Source organism: Faecalibacterium sp. I3-3-33 (genome assembly GCF_023347295.1).
Lineage (GTDB): Bacteria > Bacillota > Clostridia > Oscillospirales > Ruminococcaceae > Faecalibacterium.
Map to the genome: position 1 here is coordinate 1,323,813 of NZ_CP094469.1, position 15,459 is coordinate 1,339,271.

Here is a 15,459-nt window from a genome sequence, read left to right on the forward strand (position 1 = left end):
TCAAGCCACCTTCCCCAAGGGGACGGCTTGGCAATTGCCGGGCACAAAAAAGCAGCGCAGAAACGCCCATAGGTGCTTCTGCGCTGCTATAATAAGGATGCTTTTGTAAAATTACTTCAGCTTGCTCTTGGCCTTCATGCGCTGGTCGTGGTTCAGGATCTGCTTGCGGATGCGCAGATTCTCCGGGGTGACCTCCAGCAGCTCGTCCTGTGCAAGGAACTCCAAGCAGCCCTCGAGGCTCAGCTTGCTGACCGGGATCAGGCGCAGCGCGTCGTCAGAGCCGGAAGAGCGGGTGTTGGTCAGGTGCTTGGTCTTGCAGACGTTCACGTCCACATCCTCGCCGGAAGCGGTGTAGCCGATGACCATGCCCTCATACACCTTCTCGCCGGCACCGATAAGCAGAGTGCCGCGCTGCTGGGCGTTGTACAGGCCGTAGGTGACGGCGTCGCCGGTCTCAAAGCTGACCAGAGAGCCGGTGGAGCGGTTGGCGATCATGCCAGCCCAGACGTCGTAGCCGTCAAAGATCTGGTTGATAATGCCCTCGCCGTGGGTATCGGTCAGGAACTGGTTGCGGTAGCCGAACAGGCCGCGGCTGGGCATACGGAACTCCAGACGGACACGGTCGGTGCCCAGAGACTCCATCTGCTGCAGCAGTGCCTTGCGCTGACCCAGACCGGTCATGACAGCACCCTGATACTGGGTGGGCACGTCGATGACAACGTGCTCCATGGGCTCGTAGGTCTTGCCGTCGATGACCTTGGTCAGAACGTGCGGGGGAGAGACCTGCAGCTCGTAGCCCTCACGGCGCATGGTCTCAATCAGGATGGACAGGTGCATCTCACCACGGCCCATGACGCGGAAGGAATCAGTCGTGGGGGAGTCCTCCACTTTCAGAGCAACGTCCTTCAGCAGTTCCTTCTGCAGACGGTCGCGGATCTGGCGGCTGGTGACGTACTTGCCCTCGCGGCCTGCCAGCGGGCTGTCGTTGACGGAGAAGGTCATCTCCACGGTGGGGTCGTTGATCTTGACAAAAGGCAGCGGCTCGATCTGAGCGGGGCTGCACAGGGTGTTGCCGATGGTCACATCCGGCAGACCGGAGAAAGCCACGATATCGCCTGCGGTGATGTTATCGCAGGGCTGACGGCCGTTTGCCTGGAAGTCATACAGCTTGGTCAGGCGGCCGCGCATCTTCAGGTCGGGGTTGTGCCAGTCGCAAACGACCACTTCCTCGCCCACCTTGGCAACACCGTTCTGGATGCGGCCGATGCCGATGCGGCCCACGAAGTCGTTGTAGTCCACAGAGGACACCAGCATCTGGAAGGGCGCCTCGGGGTCGCCCTCCGGCGGCTTGATGGTGCTCAGCAGGGTGTCGAACAGAGGAATCAGGTCGGTGCCGGGCACATCGGGGTCAAGGCTTGCAGTGCCCTGACGGCCGCAGCAGAACAGGATGGGGCACTCCAGCTGCTCGTCGGTAGCGCCCAGATCCATCAGCAGGTACAGCACCTCGTCGATGACTTCCTTGATGCGGGCATCGGGACGGTCGATCTTGTTGATAGCCACCACAAGGCTCAGGTTCTGCTGCAGAGCCTTCTGCAGCACAAAGCGGGTCTGGGGCATGCAGCCCTCGGCAGCGTCCACCAGCAGCAGCACGCCGTTGACCATCTTCAGCACGCGCTCCACCTCGCCGCCAAAGTCGGCGTGGCCCGGAGTATCGACGATGTTGATCTTGACGCCCTTGTAGGTGCAGGAGCAGTTCTTAGCCAGAATGGTGATGCCGCGCTCACGCTCGATATCGCCGCTGTCCATCACGCGCTCGGCCACGGCCTGATTGTCGCGGAAAGCGCCGCTCTGACGCAGCAGGGCATCCACCAGGGTGGTCTTGCCGTGGTCAACGTGAGCGATAATGGCAACGTTGCGCAAATCGTTACGAACCATAAATTTCTACCTCTCTATTTAAAAAGACTCATAAAATACGAACGAACGTCATACAAGCCTAAGTTTATAACAGAACAGGGTGGTTTGTCAAGATTGTATAAAAATTTTTTCTGCAATTCAGCATTATGCCCGTAAACTTCCCGCAGATTTGTGCGGCGTGTACCTTAAAAATATGTTATACTAAAGCCATAAAACGAACCGGAGGTGTTTTGCATTGAAGCTGACATTTTTAGGCGCGAACCATGAGGTGACCGGCAGCTGCACCATGCTGGAAGCGGCAGGGCAGCGGTTTCTCATCGACTACGGCATGGAGCAGGGCAAAAATGTGTACGAAAACCAGCCCTTGCCCGTAGCCCCCGGCGAGATCGACTTTGTACTCATCACCCATGCCCATATCGACCATACCGGCCTTTTGCCGCTGCTGGCGCACAACGGCTTCCGGGGCAGGATCTATGCCACCATCCCCACGGTGGAGCTGTGCGGCATTATGCTGCGGGACTCGGCGCATATTCAGGAGTTTGAAGCCGAGTGGAAAAACCGCAAGGGCAAGCGCTCCGGCGCAGAGCCGGTGGAGCCCATGTACACCATACAGGATGCCGAAGCCGCCTGCCGCCTGTTTTTGGGCGTGGAGTACGGCAAGCGCATCCAGCTTGCCCCGGGCATCGAAGCACGGTTCGTGGACGTGGGACACCTGCTGGGCTCTGCCAGCATTGAGCTATGGATCACCGAGGGCAGCACCACCACAAAGCTGGTGTTCTCCGGCGATATCGGCAATCTGGATCAGCCCATCATAAAAGACCCTGCCTATATCCAACAGGCAGACTATGTGTTCATGGAGTCCACTTACGGCGACCGCAACCACGCCCCCCGGCCGGACTATGTGGCAGAACTGGCAAAAATTTTGCAGCGCACCTTTGACCGGGGCGGCAATGTGGTAGTGCCCAGCTTTGCCGTGGGGCGCACGCAGGAGATGCTGTATTTTTTGCGGGAGATCAAGGAAAAAGGGCTGGTCAAGGGGCACGGCAACTTCCCGGTCTACATCGACAGCCCGCTGGCCACCGAAGCCACCCGCATCTTCCGGGATACAGACCCCGATTGCTTTGACGCCCAGACCCGCGCCCTGCTGGAAAAAGGCATCGACCCCATCAACGTGCCGGGGCTGCGCATCAGCGTGACCAGCGATGATTCCCGCATGATCAACACCGACCGCACGCCCAAGGTCATTCTGTCCGCCAGCGGCATGTGCGAAGCCGGGCGCATCCGCCACCACCTCAAGCATAACCTGTGGCGGCCGGAATGCACCATCCTCTTCGTGGGCTTTCAGGCCGTGGGCACCTTGGGACGCACCCTCATTGAAGGAACGGACTTGGTCAAGCTGTTCGGTGAGCCCATCGAGGTAAAGGCCGAGATCTGCCAGCTGACCGGCATGTCCGGCCACGCGGACAAGGACGGTCTGCTGCGCTGGGTGAATGCCTTTACGGAAAAGCCCCGGCGGGTGTTCGTGATCCACGGCGAGGACGAGGTGGAGAACCGCTTTGTGGACACCCTGACCGAGCAGGGCTTTACCGCCTGTGCGCCCTACAACGGTGCGCAGTGGGCCATCGGTGCCGAGGGCGCAGTCTGCCTGCAGGAGGGTACGAAGGTCCGCGTGGAGCAGAGGACAGGCGAGGGTGCAAACCGCGCCGCTACCGTGTTCCAGCGGCTGGTCAGCGCCGGCAAGCGCCTGCTGCGGGTCATCGAGCACAACGAGGGTGGCGCAAATAAAGATCTGGCAAAATTTGCCGACCAGATCAACGCCCTGTGCGACAAATGGGACAGGTAATGCAGCAGCCTTTTGCAGCGCAGCAACTCCGGGAAAAACGCAGCTGCGTCAAAAGCTCCCGGGTGCACTGCGCCGCTGAAAAAAGAGAAGAGTTTTTTGTAAAAAACCGTTGACAAGCGCCCCTCCGGCTGGTATAATAACCCATGTCGTCAGGCACAAAGCCAAGCATCTGGGGGTTTAGCTCAGCTGGGAGAGCGCTTGCATGGCATGCAAGAGGTCACCGGTTCGATCCCGGTAATCTCCACCATACAGTTCGTACTCGAACCCGATTCTTTATGAAAAAGGGTTCGGGTACGTTTTTTGTTTATCGGAAGTTCTGCGGAAGGACTACTCGGAACGGTAAACGAGCAAAGGCAGGGTATCACTATGATAGTGGTATCCTGCCTTTTGCTTTGCGGAATCAAGTTCGCTTTGTGCGAACTTGGTCGTCCCCCTATATGGCGCGTTTGGGAGTAGTCGCTGCGTACGTGCGTACCGGGAGCCTGTACACCTCTGACAAGGTGTAACACACTAGACTTTGTGCCAAAGTCTGTGTGCCAAGGGGTCAAGCCCCTTAGAATCCCTGCGGAGCGTGTACGCACGTACGCAGAAAAATGGCAAAATTTCACTATATCGGGGTGTTCTTTCATGGTGGAGTGTGGTATACTCGGCTTAGCCCAGTAAATCGGAATTTATATATAAAGGAGAATATTGATGAAACTGTTTTTATGTTCGCACTTTTCAAGTGTAGGAAGTCTGATAAAGGAAGAAATTGAAAATAAAAAAGTCGCATTTATTCCAACAGCTTCGCTGCGTGAAGGCTACACCGGTTATGTCGGCTCGGCTCGAAAATTATTCAAAAAGTTGGGAGCAATCGTAACTGAAATTGATATTTCAACGGAGGCTTATTCAACGATACAGTCTGTTTTTGAAGATGCGGATGTGATATATTTTACCGGCGGAAATTCTTTTTTCCTTATAGACCAGCTCCGTAAAACGGGAACGGATGAGCTGTTGAAGAAAGAATTGGCAAAGGGAAAACTGATGATTGGTGAATCGGCAGGTGCGATTATATGCGCTCCAAGCATCCAATATATCGAGCAAATGGATGAAAAGCCGGAGGACTACTCACAAGAAGATGATGCAGGGCTTGATTTGATTGATTTCTATGTTCTTCCGCATTATCTTACAGCACCATTTAAGAAAGTTACCGAGAAAATAATGACTGAGTTTTCGGATTTGAATCTATGCCCAATTAACAACCGTCAGGGAATTGTAATTGATGGTGAAGGTTCAAAGGTTATTTGCAAAGACTAATTTGAAAATTCCAGTTTGCCGTACTCGTTCCAGCAGGGTTTGGGGCAGGCACGCCCCAACAAGAAGCTGTCCCAAAGGGGCAAGAATTTTCAAGAATTGAAAATTTGTGGCCACGGGACGATTCTTGCTCTCAGCTTTTTCGCTGCGTTTCGCAATTTTCACATTTCAATCTGCTCGCAGATTGTTGACAAGCTGCGCTTGACCCGATACTATAAAGGCAAGTCGAATACACGCCAAGGAGGTGCAACCATGACCGCCGTAATCTACGCCCGCTATTCATCCGACAGCCAGCGAGAAGCGTCCATTGAGGGACAGTTGCGCGACTGCAAGGCCTACGCCGAGAAGAACGGCATCACCGTGGTCGGCACCTACATTGACCGTGCCTACTCTGCCAAAACGGATGACCGCCCAGACTTTCAGCGGATGATCAAGGACAGCGGAAAGAAAATCTTCGATGTGGTTCTGGTCTGGAAGCTGGACCGCTTTGCCCGGAACCGCTACGATGCCGTGAACTACAAGTACCAGCTGGAAAAGAACGGTGTCCATCTGGTGTCTGCCATGGAACCCATCTCGCAAGGGCCTGAAGGCATTATGGTGGAGAGTATGCTGATCGGCATGGCGGAATACTATTCCGCCGAGCTTGCCCTGAAAGTGGCGCGCGGTGAGCGCGAAAATGCCCTCCAGTGCAAGTACAACGGCGGTATCGTTCCGCTGGGCTTCACCATTGGCAAGGAGGACAGACTGTACCATATCGACCCGGAGACGGCTCCCATCGTGCAGGAGATCTTCACCCGGTACGCCGACGGCGAACCGGCTGAGAAGATTGCCGCATCCCTGAATGAGCGCGGCCTGCGTACCCGCACCGGGAAGCCGTTCGTGAAGAACAGCTTCTTCCAGATTTTCCGCAACCGCCGCTACATCGGCGAATACCGCTACAAGGACATTGTGACGCCGGGCGGCATTCCGGCCATTGTTGACCAGGACCTGTTTGACCGGGTGCAGCAGCGTTTTGAGCAGAACAGGATCGCCCATGGTCGGCCTGCAAAAGAGGATGTGAGCTATCTGCTGACCACCAAGCTGTTCTGTGGCAAGTGCGGCACCCTGATGGGTGGCGAAAGCGGCACCAGCCACATGGGAAACACCTACTATTACTACAAGTGCGGCAACGCCAAACGCCACGGCAAGGCGCATTGCGACCTGAAAGCCATCCGCAAGGAGCCGCTGGAACGGTTCGTGGTGGAGACTGCCATTAAGGTGATTTTCAGCGATGAAATCATCGAACAGCTGATAGATTTGATTATGGAAGCCCAGCAGCAGGAGAACACCCGACTGCCTGTTTTGAAAGACCAGCTCCGGGATACAGAGAAGCGGCTGGCAAACCTTCTGGAAGCCATTGAACAGGGCATCCTGACCCCGACCACCAAGCAGCGGCTGGACGAACTGGAAGCCCGGAAAGAAGCTCTGAACACCAGCATTCTGGAAGAAGAGCTGAAAAAGCCCGTCCTGACCCGCGAGTGGATGCGGTTCTGGTTTGAAAAATTCCGCAAGGGTGACATGAGAGACATGGAGCACCAGCGGCAGATCATTGATACCTTTGTCAACTCGGTCTACGTCTTTGACGACCGGGTCGTGCTCAATTTCAACTTCACGGACGATTCCAAAACCATCTCCCGTGAAGAGGTGTTGGGTTCGAGTGCTGTGGAGAATGCTCCACCAGAAAGAAAAAGCACTGCACAGGAATGTGCAGTGCTTTTTTGTTGTGCCCCCTTCCGGCAGTGCTCTTGGCTCTCCCTTTGGGAGAGCTGGATTTGCGAAGCAAAGACTGAGAGGGGAGGACGGTAAAATGTGTAAATGTCGCTCCCGGTTGAAGCCCCCGGTAAAAAATGCGTTTGGAGCACTTCGCAGAGTGCGACAAACGCAAAATTATAAAAAATCTTTCCGCTGAACATGGTCAGAGCGCAGCGGAGACCATTTTAAATCGTCCCATTCGCAGGGGACAGACTGCACAGCGTTTACAGCTTTGCAGCCGCTAAATTCATGCTGGACATTTGCGGAAAGTTATGGTATAATTCTTTCTGCAATTGCGGGTATAGTACATCGGCTAGTATATCAGCCTTCCAAGCTGAGGAGGTGGGTTCGATTCCCATTACCCGCTCCACAAGACCTGAACCTTGAATGGTTTGGGTCTTTTCTTTTTGCCTTGCGCTGCACAGCCATCTTGCCAACCGGCGGCGGAAATGCTACAATAGAGCCATAAAACGCTGAAAGGGGAACGCTGCTATGGAATTCCGCGATAAACCAATGGAGAACCTCATGCGCCTGCAGGAGAAGGATATCTGCAAAAATGTCAACGCCCTGCTGCTGGAGGGCGAGCAGATCGTGGGCGCGTACAAGACGGTGCGCGATCAGGTGGTGTTTACCAGCCATCGCATCATCATGGTGGATATGCAGGGGGTCACGGGCACGCGGCAGCAGATCTTTGTGCTGCCCTACCGCAAAGTGCTGCACTACGGCATCCAGACGGCGGGCTTTGGCGACCCGTTGCAGGCGTCCCAACTGACGGTCTGCTTTGCGGACGGCCACGAGGCCAAGTTCGGCTTTATCGGGCAGAAAGATCTGTTTCAGGTGGCAAACGCCATCAGTGCCCGCATCTTGTAAGAAAAATTATGAACCAAAGCCGCTGCACAAGGGTTTGTGCGGCGGCTTTTTTTACGCATTTTTGCGGCTGGTTGTATACAAAACGCATGAAAATTTGGAACAAAGCGTAAAACAATGTGCCAAAATAGGCGAAAAACTGAGAAACGCAAAACTTTGTGCCACAAAATGAAAACATGATTGACATTTTGTTTTATCTCGCGTACAATTCGGGGCATAAGGCAGTCCCGCTGCTGCGGGACAAAAAAGCACGAATACAGGCATATTGTCGCATTGCGGCAAAAAGAATGGGAGGACCTTACCATGTCAACCAAATTTTCCCGTAAAACGTTCCTGAAGGGCAGCGTTGCCGGTCTGGGCATGATGGCGCTCAACGTGTGCACCGCCGGGGCAGCCTCTGCTGCCGAGCCCGCAGCCGCCGCAGCGGAGGATACCAACTCCCTGAACCTCGTCCCTAAAAAGGCGGCCTCGGTCAAGGTGACCAGCCGCGGCAGCGTGAGCGGCGGCTGGCAGGGCGAGCCGGTGTTCCCCAACTGGAAGGGTCTGGACGATACGCTGGCCATGAACCACATGTACACCTTTGTGGGCTTTGCCGGGCAGGGAACGCTGTGCGTGGAGCCCGAGGCGGGCGTGACCGGTTTTAACCTGTTCGTCAATAACCGCCAGATCAACACCGCTGCCATGGCGGCAGGCGGCGTGTGGAACGTGGATATTTCCGGCCAGACCATCAACGGCCGCAACACTATTCAGGTGGGCGGCATCCGTCCCCGCGGCAAAAAGGTGACCGTGCGGGTGGGCTACCCCACCGTGCAGGAGGGCAGCCTGCAGGACGTGGGCATCGACCGCGATGCACTGGAACTGCTGGAGCAGATCATTCAGGCAGATGTGAACAACGGCTTCCCCAGCGCACAGATGGCTGTTGTGAAAAACGGCAAGCTGGTGTATCAGAACGCATGGGGCAAGGTGAACTCCTATAATCCGGACGGCACCCCCAAGACCGACAGCCCGGCTGTGACCAACGATACCCTGTACGATCTGGCCTCCAACACCAAGATGTACACTGCAAACTACGCATTACAGTACCTCGTCACGCAGGGCAAGGCCAATTTGGACAGCCGTCTGGTAGACCTGCTGGGCAGCGCCTTTGTGGAGGACACCATCGACATTACCTACAACGGCTACGAGAACCCGGGCCTGAAGGTCAACAAGCAGTGGAAGGCAGAACTGACCCTGCGCGATATCCTGCGCCATCAGGCAGGCTTCCCTGCAGACCCCCAGTACCACAACGATTCCTTTGACCAGTGCTCTCAAAAGACCGTCCCCGGTGCTACCAACCTGCTCTTCTCCGGTTGGGACGGCAGCGCTGCAACCCGCGCCGCTACCCTCAAATCCATCTTCAAGACCCCGCTGATGTACAAGCCGGGCACCAAGACCGTTTACTCCGACGTGGACTATATGCTGCTGGCCTTCGCCATTGAAGCCATCACCGGCAAGGGCTTGGACGCCTTCCTGAAGGAGACCTTCTGGGATCCTATGGGTCTGACCCATACCACCTACAACCCCCTGCTGAACGGCTTTGCCGCCAACGATTGCGCCGCTACCGAGCTGAACGGCAACACCCGTGATGGTGCCATCTCCTTCACCGGCGTGCGCACCGCCACCATTCAGGGCCAGGTGCACGACGAGAAGTGCTACTACGCGATGGGCGGTATTTCCGGCCATGCAGGCCTGTTCTCCAACGCTACCGAGCTGGCAAAACTGGCCTCTGTCATGCTCACCGGCGGCTACGGCGAGAACCGCTACTTCTCCCGCAACGTGATGGACGCCTTTACCGCACCCAAGAAGGAGGACGCTGCCAACTGGGGTCTGGGCTGGTGGCGTGAGGGTGACAACCAGCGCTGCTGGTATTTTGGTACGCAGGCACCCTCCAATACCATTGGCCATCAGGGCTGGACCGGTACGTTGACCATGATCGACCCCGTGGAGAATCTGGTGGTGGTGTACCTGACCAACAAGATCAACTCCCCGGTCACCGATAAGGCCGCGAACCCCAATAAGTTCAACGGCAACTGGTATACGGCTTCTACGCTGGGCTTTGTGGCACAGCTGCTGTATCAGGGTCTGCAGAACCACGGCACCGACCCCAACAACGCTTACAGCGCCCTGCTGGAGGATATGGCTGAAAGCAAGTTTGCGCTGGTGGCCGAGGGCGGCAGCGTGCCTGCCACCCACCCGCTGGTGCGCTCCGGCTATGCCGTGCTGGAGGCTATGGCTGCCCACGCCAACGCCACCCACTCTTATCTGGACCGCAACTATTTCAACGATGCCCTCACCCTGCTGGATGATACCCGCGATGCAGAGGAACTGGCAAAGCTGAAAAAGATGCTCAATAAGTTCTGAACGCAGTTCTTTACAAATAACTGAATAAATAGCAAAGGGACTGCCGCACCAAATGAGGTACGGCAGTCCCTTTAACTTTAGCAGGCTGGATCCTTTCAGGTGTGCGCCGTTTTGCGCACCAGCTGTCGGTGCATCAGCGCCATCAGCACCAGAAATACCAGCAGATAGAAGGGGAATAGCGCCGGGGTGATGTTGTTGGCAAGCACGCCGAACAGCGGCGGCATGGCCAGATTGCCCACATAGGCGCTGCTCATCTGGATGCCGATGACGGCCTGAGAATTCTGTACGCCGAAGTGCGCCGGGGTGGCGTGGATGACGCTGGGGTAGATGGGCGCACAGCCCAGCCCTACCAGCACGAGCCCTGCCAACGCAAAGACCTGCGCCCCGGGCAGCAGCAGGGCGGCAATGCCCACGCCCAGCACCGCAAACCCCAGACGGATCATCTGGTCGTCGCTCAACTTTAAGGTCAGAAAGCCGCAGGCGCCCCGCCCCACCGTGATGCCGATATAGAACAGGCTGGCAAAGCTGGCAGCCGTCTGGGCGGGCACCTGCCGCACAAGGGTCAGGTAGCTGCTTGCCCAGAGCCCGGCGGTGGTCTCCAGTGCACAGTAGCAGAAAAAGCAGAGCATCACTTCCTTCGCGCCCGGCAACGCGAACACCTGCGGCAGGGTCAGCGCCTTGGACACAGTACCGTCCGGGGCAGCATCGGGGCGTTTATGCCACAGGGGCAGGCTGCAAAAAAGCACGGCAGAAAGTGCGATCTGGAACAGGGCGATGTACCGGTAGCCGCTGTTCCAACTCAGCCCGCCGGAAAGCGCCGCGCCCATCACCATAGGGCCGATGGTGGTGCCCACGCCCCACATACAGTGCAGCCAGCTCATGTGGCGGCTTTCGTAATGTAGGGCAACATAGTTGTTCAGGGCGGCATCCACGCTGCCCGCGCCCAAGCCGTAGGGCACAGCCCACAGGCAGAGCATCCAGAACTGGCCGGAGACCGAGAAGCCGAACAGCGCCGCAGCGGTCATGCCTACGCTGAGGGCGGTCACTCTGCCCGTGCCCAGCACCCGGGTGAGCCGGTCGCTATTCAGGCTTGAAACGATGGTGCCCAGCGAGATGATCATGGACAGGATGCCCGCGTAGGAGAAGGGAACGCCCAGCTGGGGATACATGGTGGGCCATGCAGACCCCAGCAGAGAATCCGGCAGGCCAAGACTGATAAAGGCCAGGTAAATAATAGGCAGCAAAAGCTGTGTCATAGAAAGGGTCCCTCCACAGATGATTTGATGGCGTGTCCCGCAGTGTATGGGGGTGCGCTATAAGAATAACATGACAAGACGGGAAATTATAGGGCAAAAACGCCTGCTTTTTACAATAAAACCGGCGTTTCGTTGCTTTGACCCATGAGAATGCGTTTGCCGCGGCCCACAGACCGCGGCAAACATGAAATATAAATAGACTTCCGCTTTTAGCTTTCGCTGTTCTTTTCCAGATACACAGTGGTAGAGGGGAAGGCGAAGTCCACGCCGTTTTTCTGCATCACGTCCATCAGGTCAAGGTTCAGGTCATTCTGCATCTGCAAAAAGCGGGTCATGTCGGCGGTGCGCAGATAGGCAGACACCAGCAGGTCGATGCTGGAAGCGCCGAAGCCGTTCAGCTTAACCAGCACCGAGTCCTCGTAGGTGTAGGGGCTGGCCTTGAGCATGGCAGTCAGGTCGGCCATCAGCTGTTCCAGCTGAGGACGGGTGGTGTCGTAGGTGACCCCGAGGGTAAAGCGATACAGCCGCTTGTTGCGCAGGGTGCCGTTGTTGATGGTGGCAGAACTGACCGTGCTGTTGGTCAGGATGTACACCGAGTTATCCAGTGCGCGGACTTTGGTGGAGCGGAAGTTGATATCCACCACCTCGCCGGAAACGTCGCCCACGGTGATCCAGTCGCCGATGGAAAAGGGCCGGTCCAGCAGGATGACCAGCCCGCTGAACAGGTTTTTGGCGCTGTCCTGCGCCGCCAGAGAGATGGTCAGACCGACAAGACCCGCACTGGCTACGATGCTGCCCACCGGCAAGCCGGTCTCCTGCGCCATGGTCATAATGCCCAGAACCACGATGAGAACTTTGTACACCTTGTTCAGCAGGGTGGTCAGGGTGCGGTTGGCGCGCACCTCCTCGCCGCAGTTTGCCAGCAAAAGGTCGGTAAGGTCGGCGGCGGCGTACAGCCCCTGACACACAAAAAAGGTGGCGGCAAGTTCAAAGACCATGAGCAGAAATTTGCTCACGCCGGAAATCGCCCACGGCAGGCTGGCCGCTGCGGCATAGATGAACGCTGCAAGGGTGAGCCGCTGCACCGGCACGGCAAAGCTGCGCAGCAGAATGGGTGTACCGGCCAGCCGCCAGTTGCGGCGCAGCAGGGCAGGGCACACCTTACGGGACAAAAGCTGCCGCGCCAGCCAGCCAAGCACCAGCAGCAGCGCCGCGCATACCACGCGGGCGGCAAAGGCTGCCCAGCCTTCCAGCAGCAGCGAGCCCAGCTCGAAGCCAAGGTTACGGATCGAGAAAATCATGGAAAACCTCCTGTGTTTTTTCACAACGCATATTATGATAGCATACTCTGCCGCCCGGAGCAAGGAAAGAAAGGTGAAAATGCACTTTGACAAAAAATGCGCAAACTTTTCAAAAAGGGGGCTTGACAGCGCCGCCCTGCCGCGCTATACTCTTGGTCAGAAAGTTCGTTTCAGGGCGGGGTGCAATTCCCCACTGGCGGTAAAGTCCGCGACCACCCGTAAGGGTGCTGACCCGGTGCAACTCCGGGACCAACGGTATAGTCCGGATGCAAGAAACGGCAGGCAAATTGCGTCTGTGCGCCCTGTTGCAGTTTATGGTTGCAGCAGGGCGCTTTTTGGTTTGTCTTTCCGGTTCGATCCAGCGCGAAAAGGGCTTTCCGAACAAATTTGAACGGGGCGTATCCCCCGGGGAGGACAACTACCATGAAAAAGAATACCACCCACAACCTGACCGTTGCAGCCATGCTCAGTGCGGTCGCCTTTATCCTGATGTTCATCGAGTTCCCGCTGCCGATGCTCATCCCGTCCTTCGTCAAGATGGACTTCTCCGACCTGCCCGCCCTGCTGGGTGCCTTTGCACTGGGCCCGGTGTACGGCGTGGTCATCAGCTTTATGAAGAACCTGCTGCACATCATCATCAAGGGCACCTCCACCGCCTGCGTGGGCGAGCTGTGCAACTTTATGCTGGGCGCGGTGTTCTCCGCTGTGGCGGGCTTTGTCTATAAGCGCCACAAGAGCCGCAAGACCGCTATTCTGGGCGCCATTGCCGGTGCAGCCGTTATGGCTGTGTTCAGCGTGCCCTCCAACTACTTCATCACCTACCCGGCCTATGTGCAGTTCTACCACATGCCGCTGGAAGCTATTCTGGGCATGTATCAGGCCATCCTGCCTTCTGCCGACAGCCTGATCAAGTGCCTTGTGATCTTCAATATGCCCTTCACGCTGGTCAAGGGTCTGCTGGACGCAGTGCTGTGCCTGCTGATCTATAAGCCCCTGTCTCCCATCCTGCACGGCCGCAAGTAAGCTGCTGAGATAACAGAGAGCCGGAAAGTCCGCAGACTTTCCGGCTCTCTTTCTTTCTAAAGCACAAAGTTTGCGGTCACGTCAGTTTCGCCCTGTCGGGCTTGACTGATGCTCCCTTTTGTCGCTGCGCGACATCTTCCCCCGGAGCGGGGGAAGTCTTTCCTCAAAGGGAGAGCTAAGAGCACTGCCGGAAACTTTCTCATTACATCTAATGCTTTAGCAATGGGCTTTAAACCTTGGCTCCCCCTTTGGGGGAGCTGGCGCGGGAGCGCCTGAGAGGGCGCACGCCGTCTTTACGCCAGCGCACCCTTATCCAGCCATTTGCCACGCGCCATGCGCAGCAAAAACAGTGCGCCGCGGGTGCAAAGCTCGGCGCACATAGCTGCCCATACGCCCACCAGCCCGAAGCGGGGAGCCAGCAGCACCGCCAAGGTCAGCCGCACGCCCCACATACTGACAAGGTTCAGGATAAAGCAGCCGGTGCTGTCGCCCGCACCCTGCATGGAGCCGCTGGCCACGATGCTTGCCCCGAACATCGGCTCGGCAAAGGCTTCGATGCGCAGCACCCGCGCGCCCAGCGCGATGACGGCGGCGTCGGCGGTGAAGATGCCCATCAGCTGCGGGGCAAACACATACAGCCCCACGCCGGTAAGCGCCATGATGCCCATGCCCATGGCGGTGCACAGCCATGCAAAGCGCTTGGCCATGTCCCGGCGGTTTGCGCCCACGGCCTGTCCCACCAGCGCAAGAGCGGCGTCCTGAATGCCGTAGCCCGCCATGTAGCACAGGCTCTCGGCGCTGACACCCAGACTGTTGGCGGCAATGGCGGTAGTGCCCAGCCCGGACACGATGCGCACCAGCAGCACCTGTGCCGAGGACAGGGCGGCACGCTCTGCCGCCAGCGGTGCGCCCACCTTCCACACGTTATGCAGGCAGGCGCGGGTAATGCGCCACGAGCCGGGCTTGCGGATGCACAGCGGGCCGTCCCGCAGCAGCAGAACGCCCAGCGCCAGCGTGCCGCCCACAGCGTTGGCAAGGGCTGTGCCCAGCGCTGCGCCCGGTACGCCCCAGCCCAGACCCCAGACCGTGAGGTTCTGGCCGAACACCGTCATCTCCCGGGTGGGGTTGATGAGGAAAAAGTTGAAGATGATGTCCAGCACGCAGGTGAACACACTAATAAGGCCCGGGGTCAGCGCATCACCGGTGGAGCGCAGCATGGCGGCGTAGGTGCCCATGGCCATGATAAAGGGCAGGGAAGCCGACCATATTGCAAAATAGGCCGAGGCATTTGCCCGCAGTGCTGTGTCTGCGCCCAGCCACCCGGGCAGAAACCGGCTGATGCCTACGCCAAAGGCCGCTGCGGCAAGACCCACTACCAGATTGAACAGCATGGACTGCCGCAAAACGCCACGGGCGTCCTGCTGGCGGTCTGCGCCCAGATACTGCGCCACCTGAATGGAAAAAGCCATGCACAGCCCGGCCAGCATCCCGTGCAGCAGCCATGTGCTGGAACTGACAATGCCAATGGAGGCAGTGGCGGCGGCACCGATATGTCCCACCATGGCTGCGTCGATGTACTCCATGGCGGTGACCACGATCTGCTGCAAAATGGAAGGAATGCTCAGCGTCAGCGCCACCTGTGCGGTGTGGCGCAGCGGCACCTGCTCGCCCTGCCGCATTCGGGCAGAGAGCTGCTCAAGTGTAATGGACATGGAACCTCCTGCGTTGTGGGTGAAAACTACAGACTAATACATTATTATAGAGAGCCGCG

At 57.5% G+C, this 15,459-nt stretch carries 10 protein-coding genes, 2 tRNA genes and 1 riboswitch; of the genes, 8 read left to right on the forward strand and 4 right to left on the reverse strand.

What is annotated here, in order from left to right:
• Window positions 1-111 precede the first annotated feature (111 nt).
• Complete coding sequence (typA, locus tag MTP39_RS06355) at window positions 112-1,935, reverse strand: translational GTPase TypA (RefSeq protein ID WP_249241898.1); 1,824 nt, start codon at window positions 1,933-1,935, stop codon at window positions 112-114.
• A gap of 214 nt (window positions 1,936-2,149) precedes the next feature.
• On the opposite strand from typA, the gene MTP39_RS06360 reads away from it, so the two are divergent.
• The 7 genes from MTP39_RS06360 (at window position 2,150) to pbp4b (ending at window position 10,108) form a co-directional block, all read left to right on the forward strand.
• Window positions 2,150-3,757: an MBL fold metallo-hydrolase RNA specificity domain-containing protein gene (locus MTP39_RS06360; RefSeq protein ID WP_249241899.1), complete on the forward strand. Its 1,608-nt coding sequence runs from the start codon at window positions 2,150-2,152 to the stop codon at window positions 3,755-3,757.
• Window positions 3,758-3,928: 171 nt separating this feature from the next.
• A tRNA-Ala gene (locus MTP39_RS06365) sits at window positions 3,929-4,004 on the forward strand.
• Window positions 4,005-4,450: 446 nt separating this feature from the next.
• Window positions 4,451-5,053 carry a Type 1 glutamine amidotransferase-like domain-containing protein gene (locus MTP39_RS06370; RefSeq protein ID WP_015563755.1) on the forward strand — a complete coding sequence of 201 codons (603 nt, stop codon included), beginning with the start codon at window positions 4,451-4,453 and terminating at the stop codon, window positions 5,051-5,053.
• Window positions 5,054-5,302: 249 nt separating this feature from the next.
• Window positions 5,303-6,895, forward strand: a complete 1,593-nt coding sequence (locus MTP39_RS06375) for a recombinase family protein (protein WP_249241900.1) — start codon at window positions 5,303-5,305, stop codon at window positions 6,893-6,895.
• 241 nt (window positions 6,896-7,136) lie between these two features.
• Window positions 7,137-7,211 (forward strand) — tRNA-Gly (locus tag MTP39_RS06380).
• A 122-nt stretch (window positions 7,212-7,333) separates the two neighbouring features.
• Window positions 7,334-7,711: a PH domain-containing protein gene (locus tag MTP39_RS06385; RefSeq protein WP_249241901.1), complete on the forward strand. Its 378-nt coding sequence runs from the start codon at window positions 7,334-7,336 to the stop codon at window positions 7,709-7,711.
• Between the two features lie 300 nt (window positions 7,712-8,011).
• Window positions 8,012-10,108, forward strand: a complete 2,097-nt coding sequence (pbp4b, locus tag MTP39_RS06390) for a penicillin binding protein PBP4B (protein WP_249241902.1) — start codon at window positions 8,012-8,014, stop codon at window positions 10,106-10,108.
• Window positions 10,109-10,203: 95 nt separating this feature from the next.
• Here pbp4b and MTP39_RS06395 read toward each other — a convergent pair whose 3' ends face one another.
• A complete protein-coding gene (locus MTP39_RS06395) occupies window positions 10,204-11,364 on the reverse strand; it encodes an MFS transporter (RefSeq protein ID WP_249241903.1) in 1,161 nt (386 codons plus the stop codon).
• Window positions 11,365-11,573: 209 nt separating this feature from the next.
• Entirely contained in the window at window positions 11,574-12,665 is a 1,092-nt protein-coding gene (locus MTP39_RS06400; RefSeq protein ID WP_249241904.1) for a mechanosensitive ion channel family protein, read from the reverse strand.
• Between the two features lie 162 nt (window positions 12,666-12,827).
• Window positions 12,828-12,947, forward strand: a riboswitch (FMN riboswitch).
• A gap of 141 nt (window positions 12,948-13,088) precedes the next feature.
• Here MTP39_RS06400 and MTP39_RS06405 point away from each other — a divergent pair.
• Window positions 13,089-13,688, forward strand: coding sequence for an ECF transporter S component (locus MTP39_RS06405; protein ID WP_005926789.1), 600 nt, complete (start codon window positions 13,089-13,091; stop codon window positions 13,686-13,688).
• A 293-nt stretch (window positions 13,689-13,981) separates the two neighbouring features.
• On the opposite strand, the gene MTP39_RS06410 is transcribed toward MTP39_RS06405, so the two are convergent.
• Window positions 13,982-15,400 carry an MATE family efflux transporter gene (locus tag MTP39_RS06410; RefSeq protein WP_249241905.1) on the reverse strand — a complete coding sequence of 473 codons (1,419 nt, stop codon included), beginning with the start codon at window positions 15,398-15,400 and terminating at the stop codon, window positions 13,982-13,984.
• Between the last annotated feature and the right edge of the window lie 59 nt (window positions 15,401-15,459).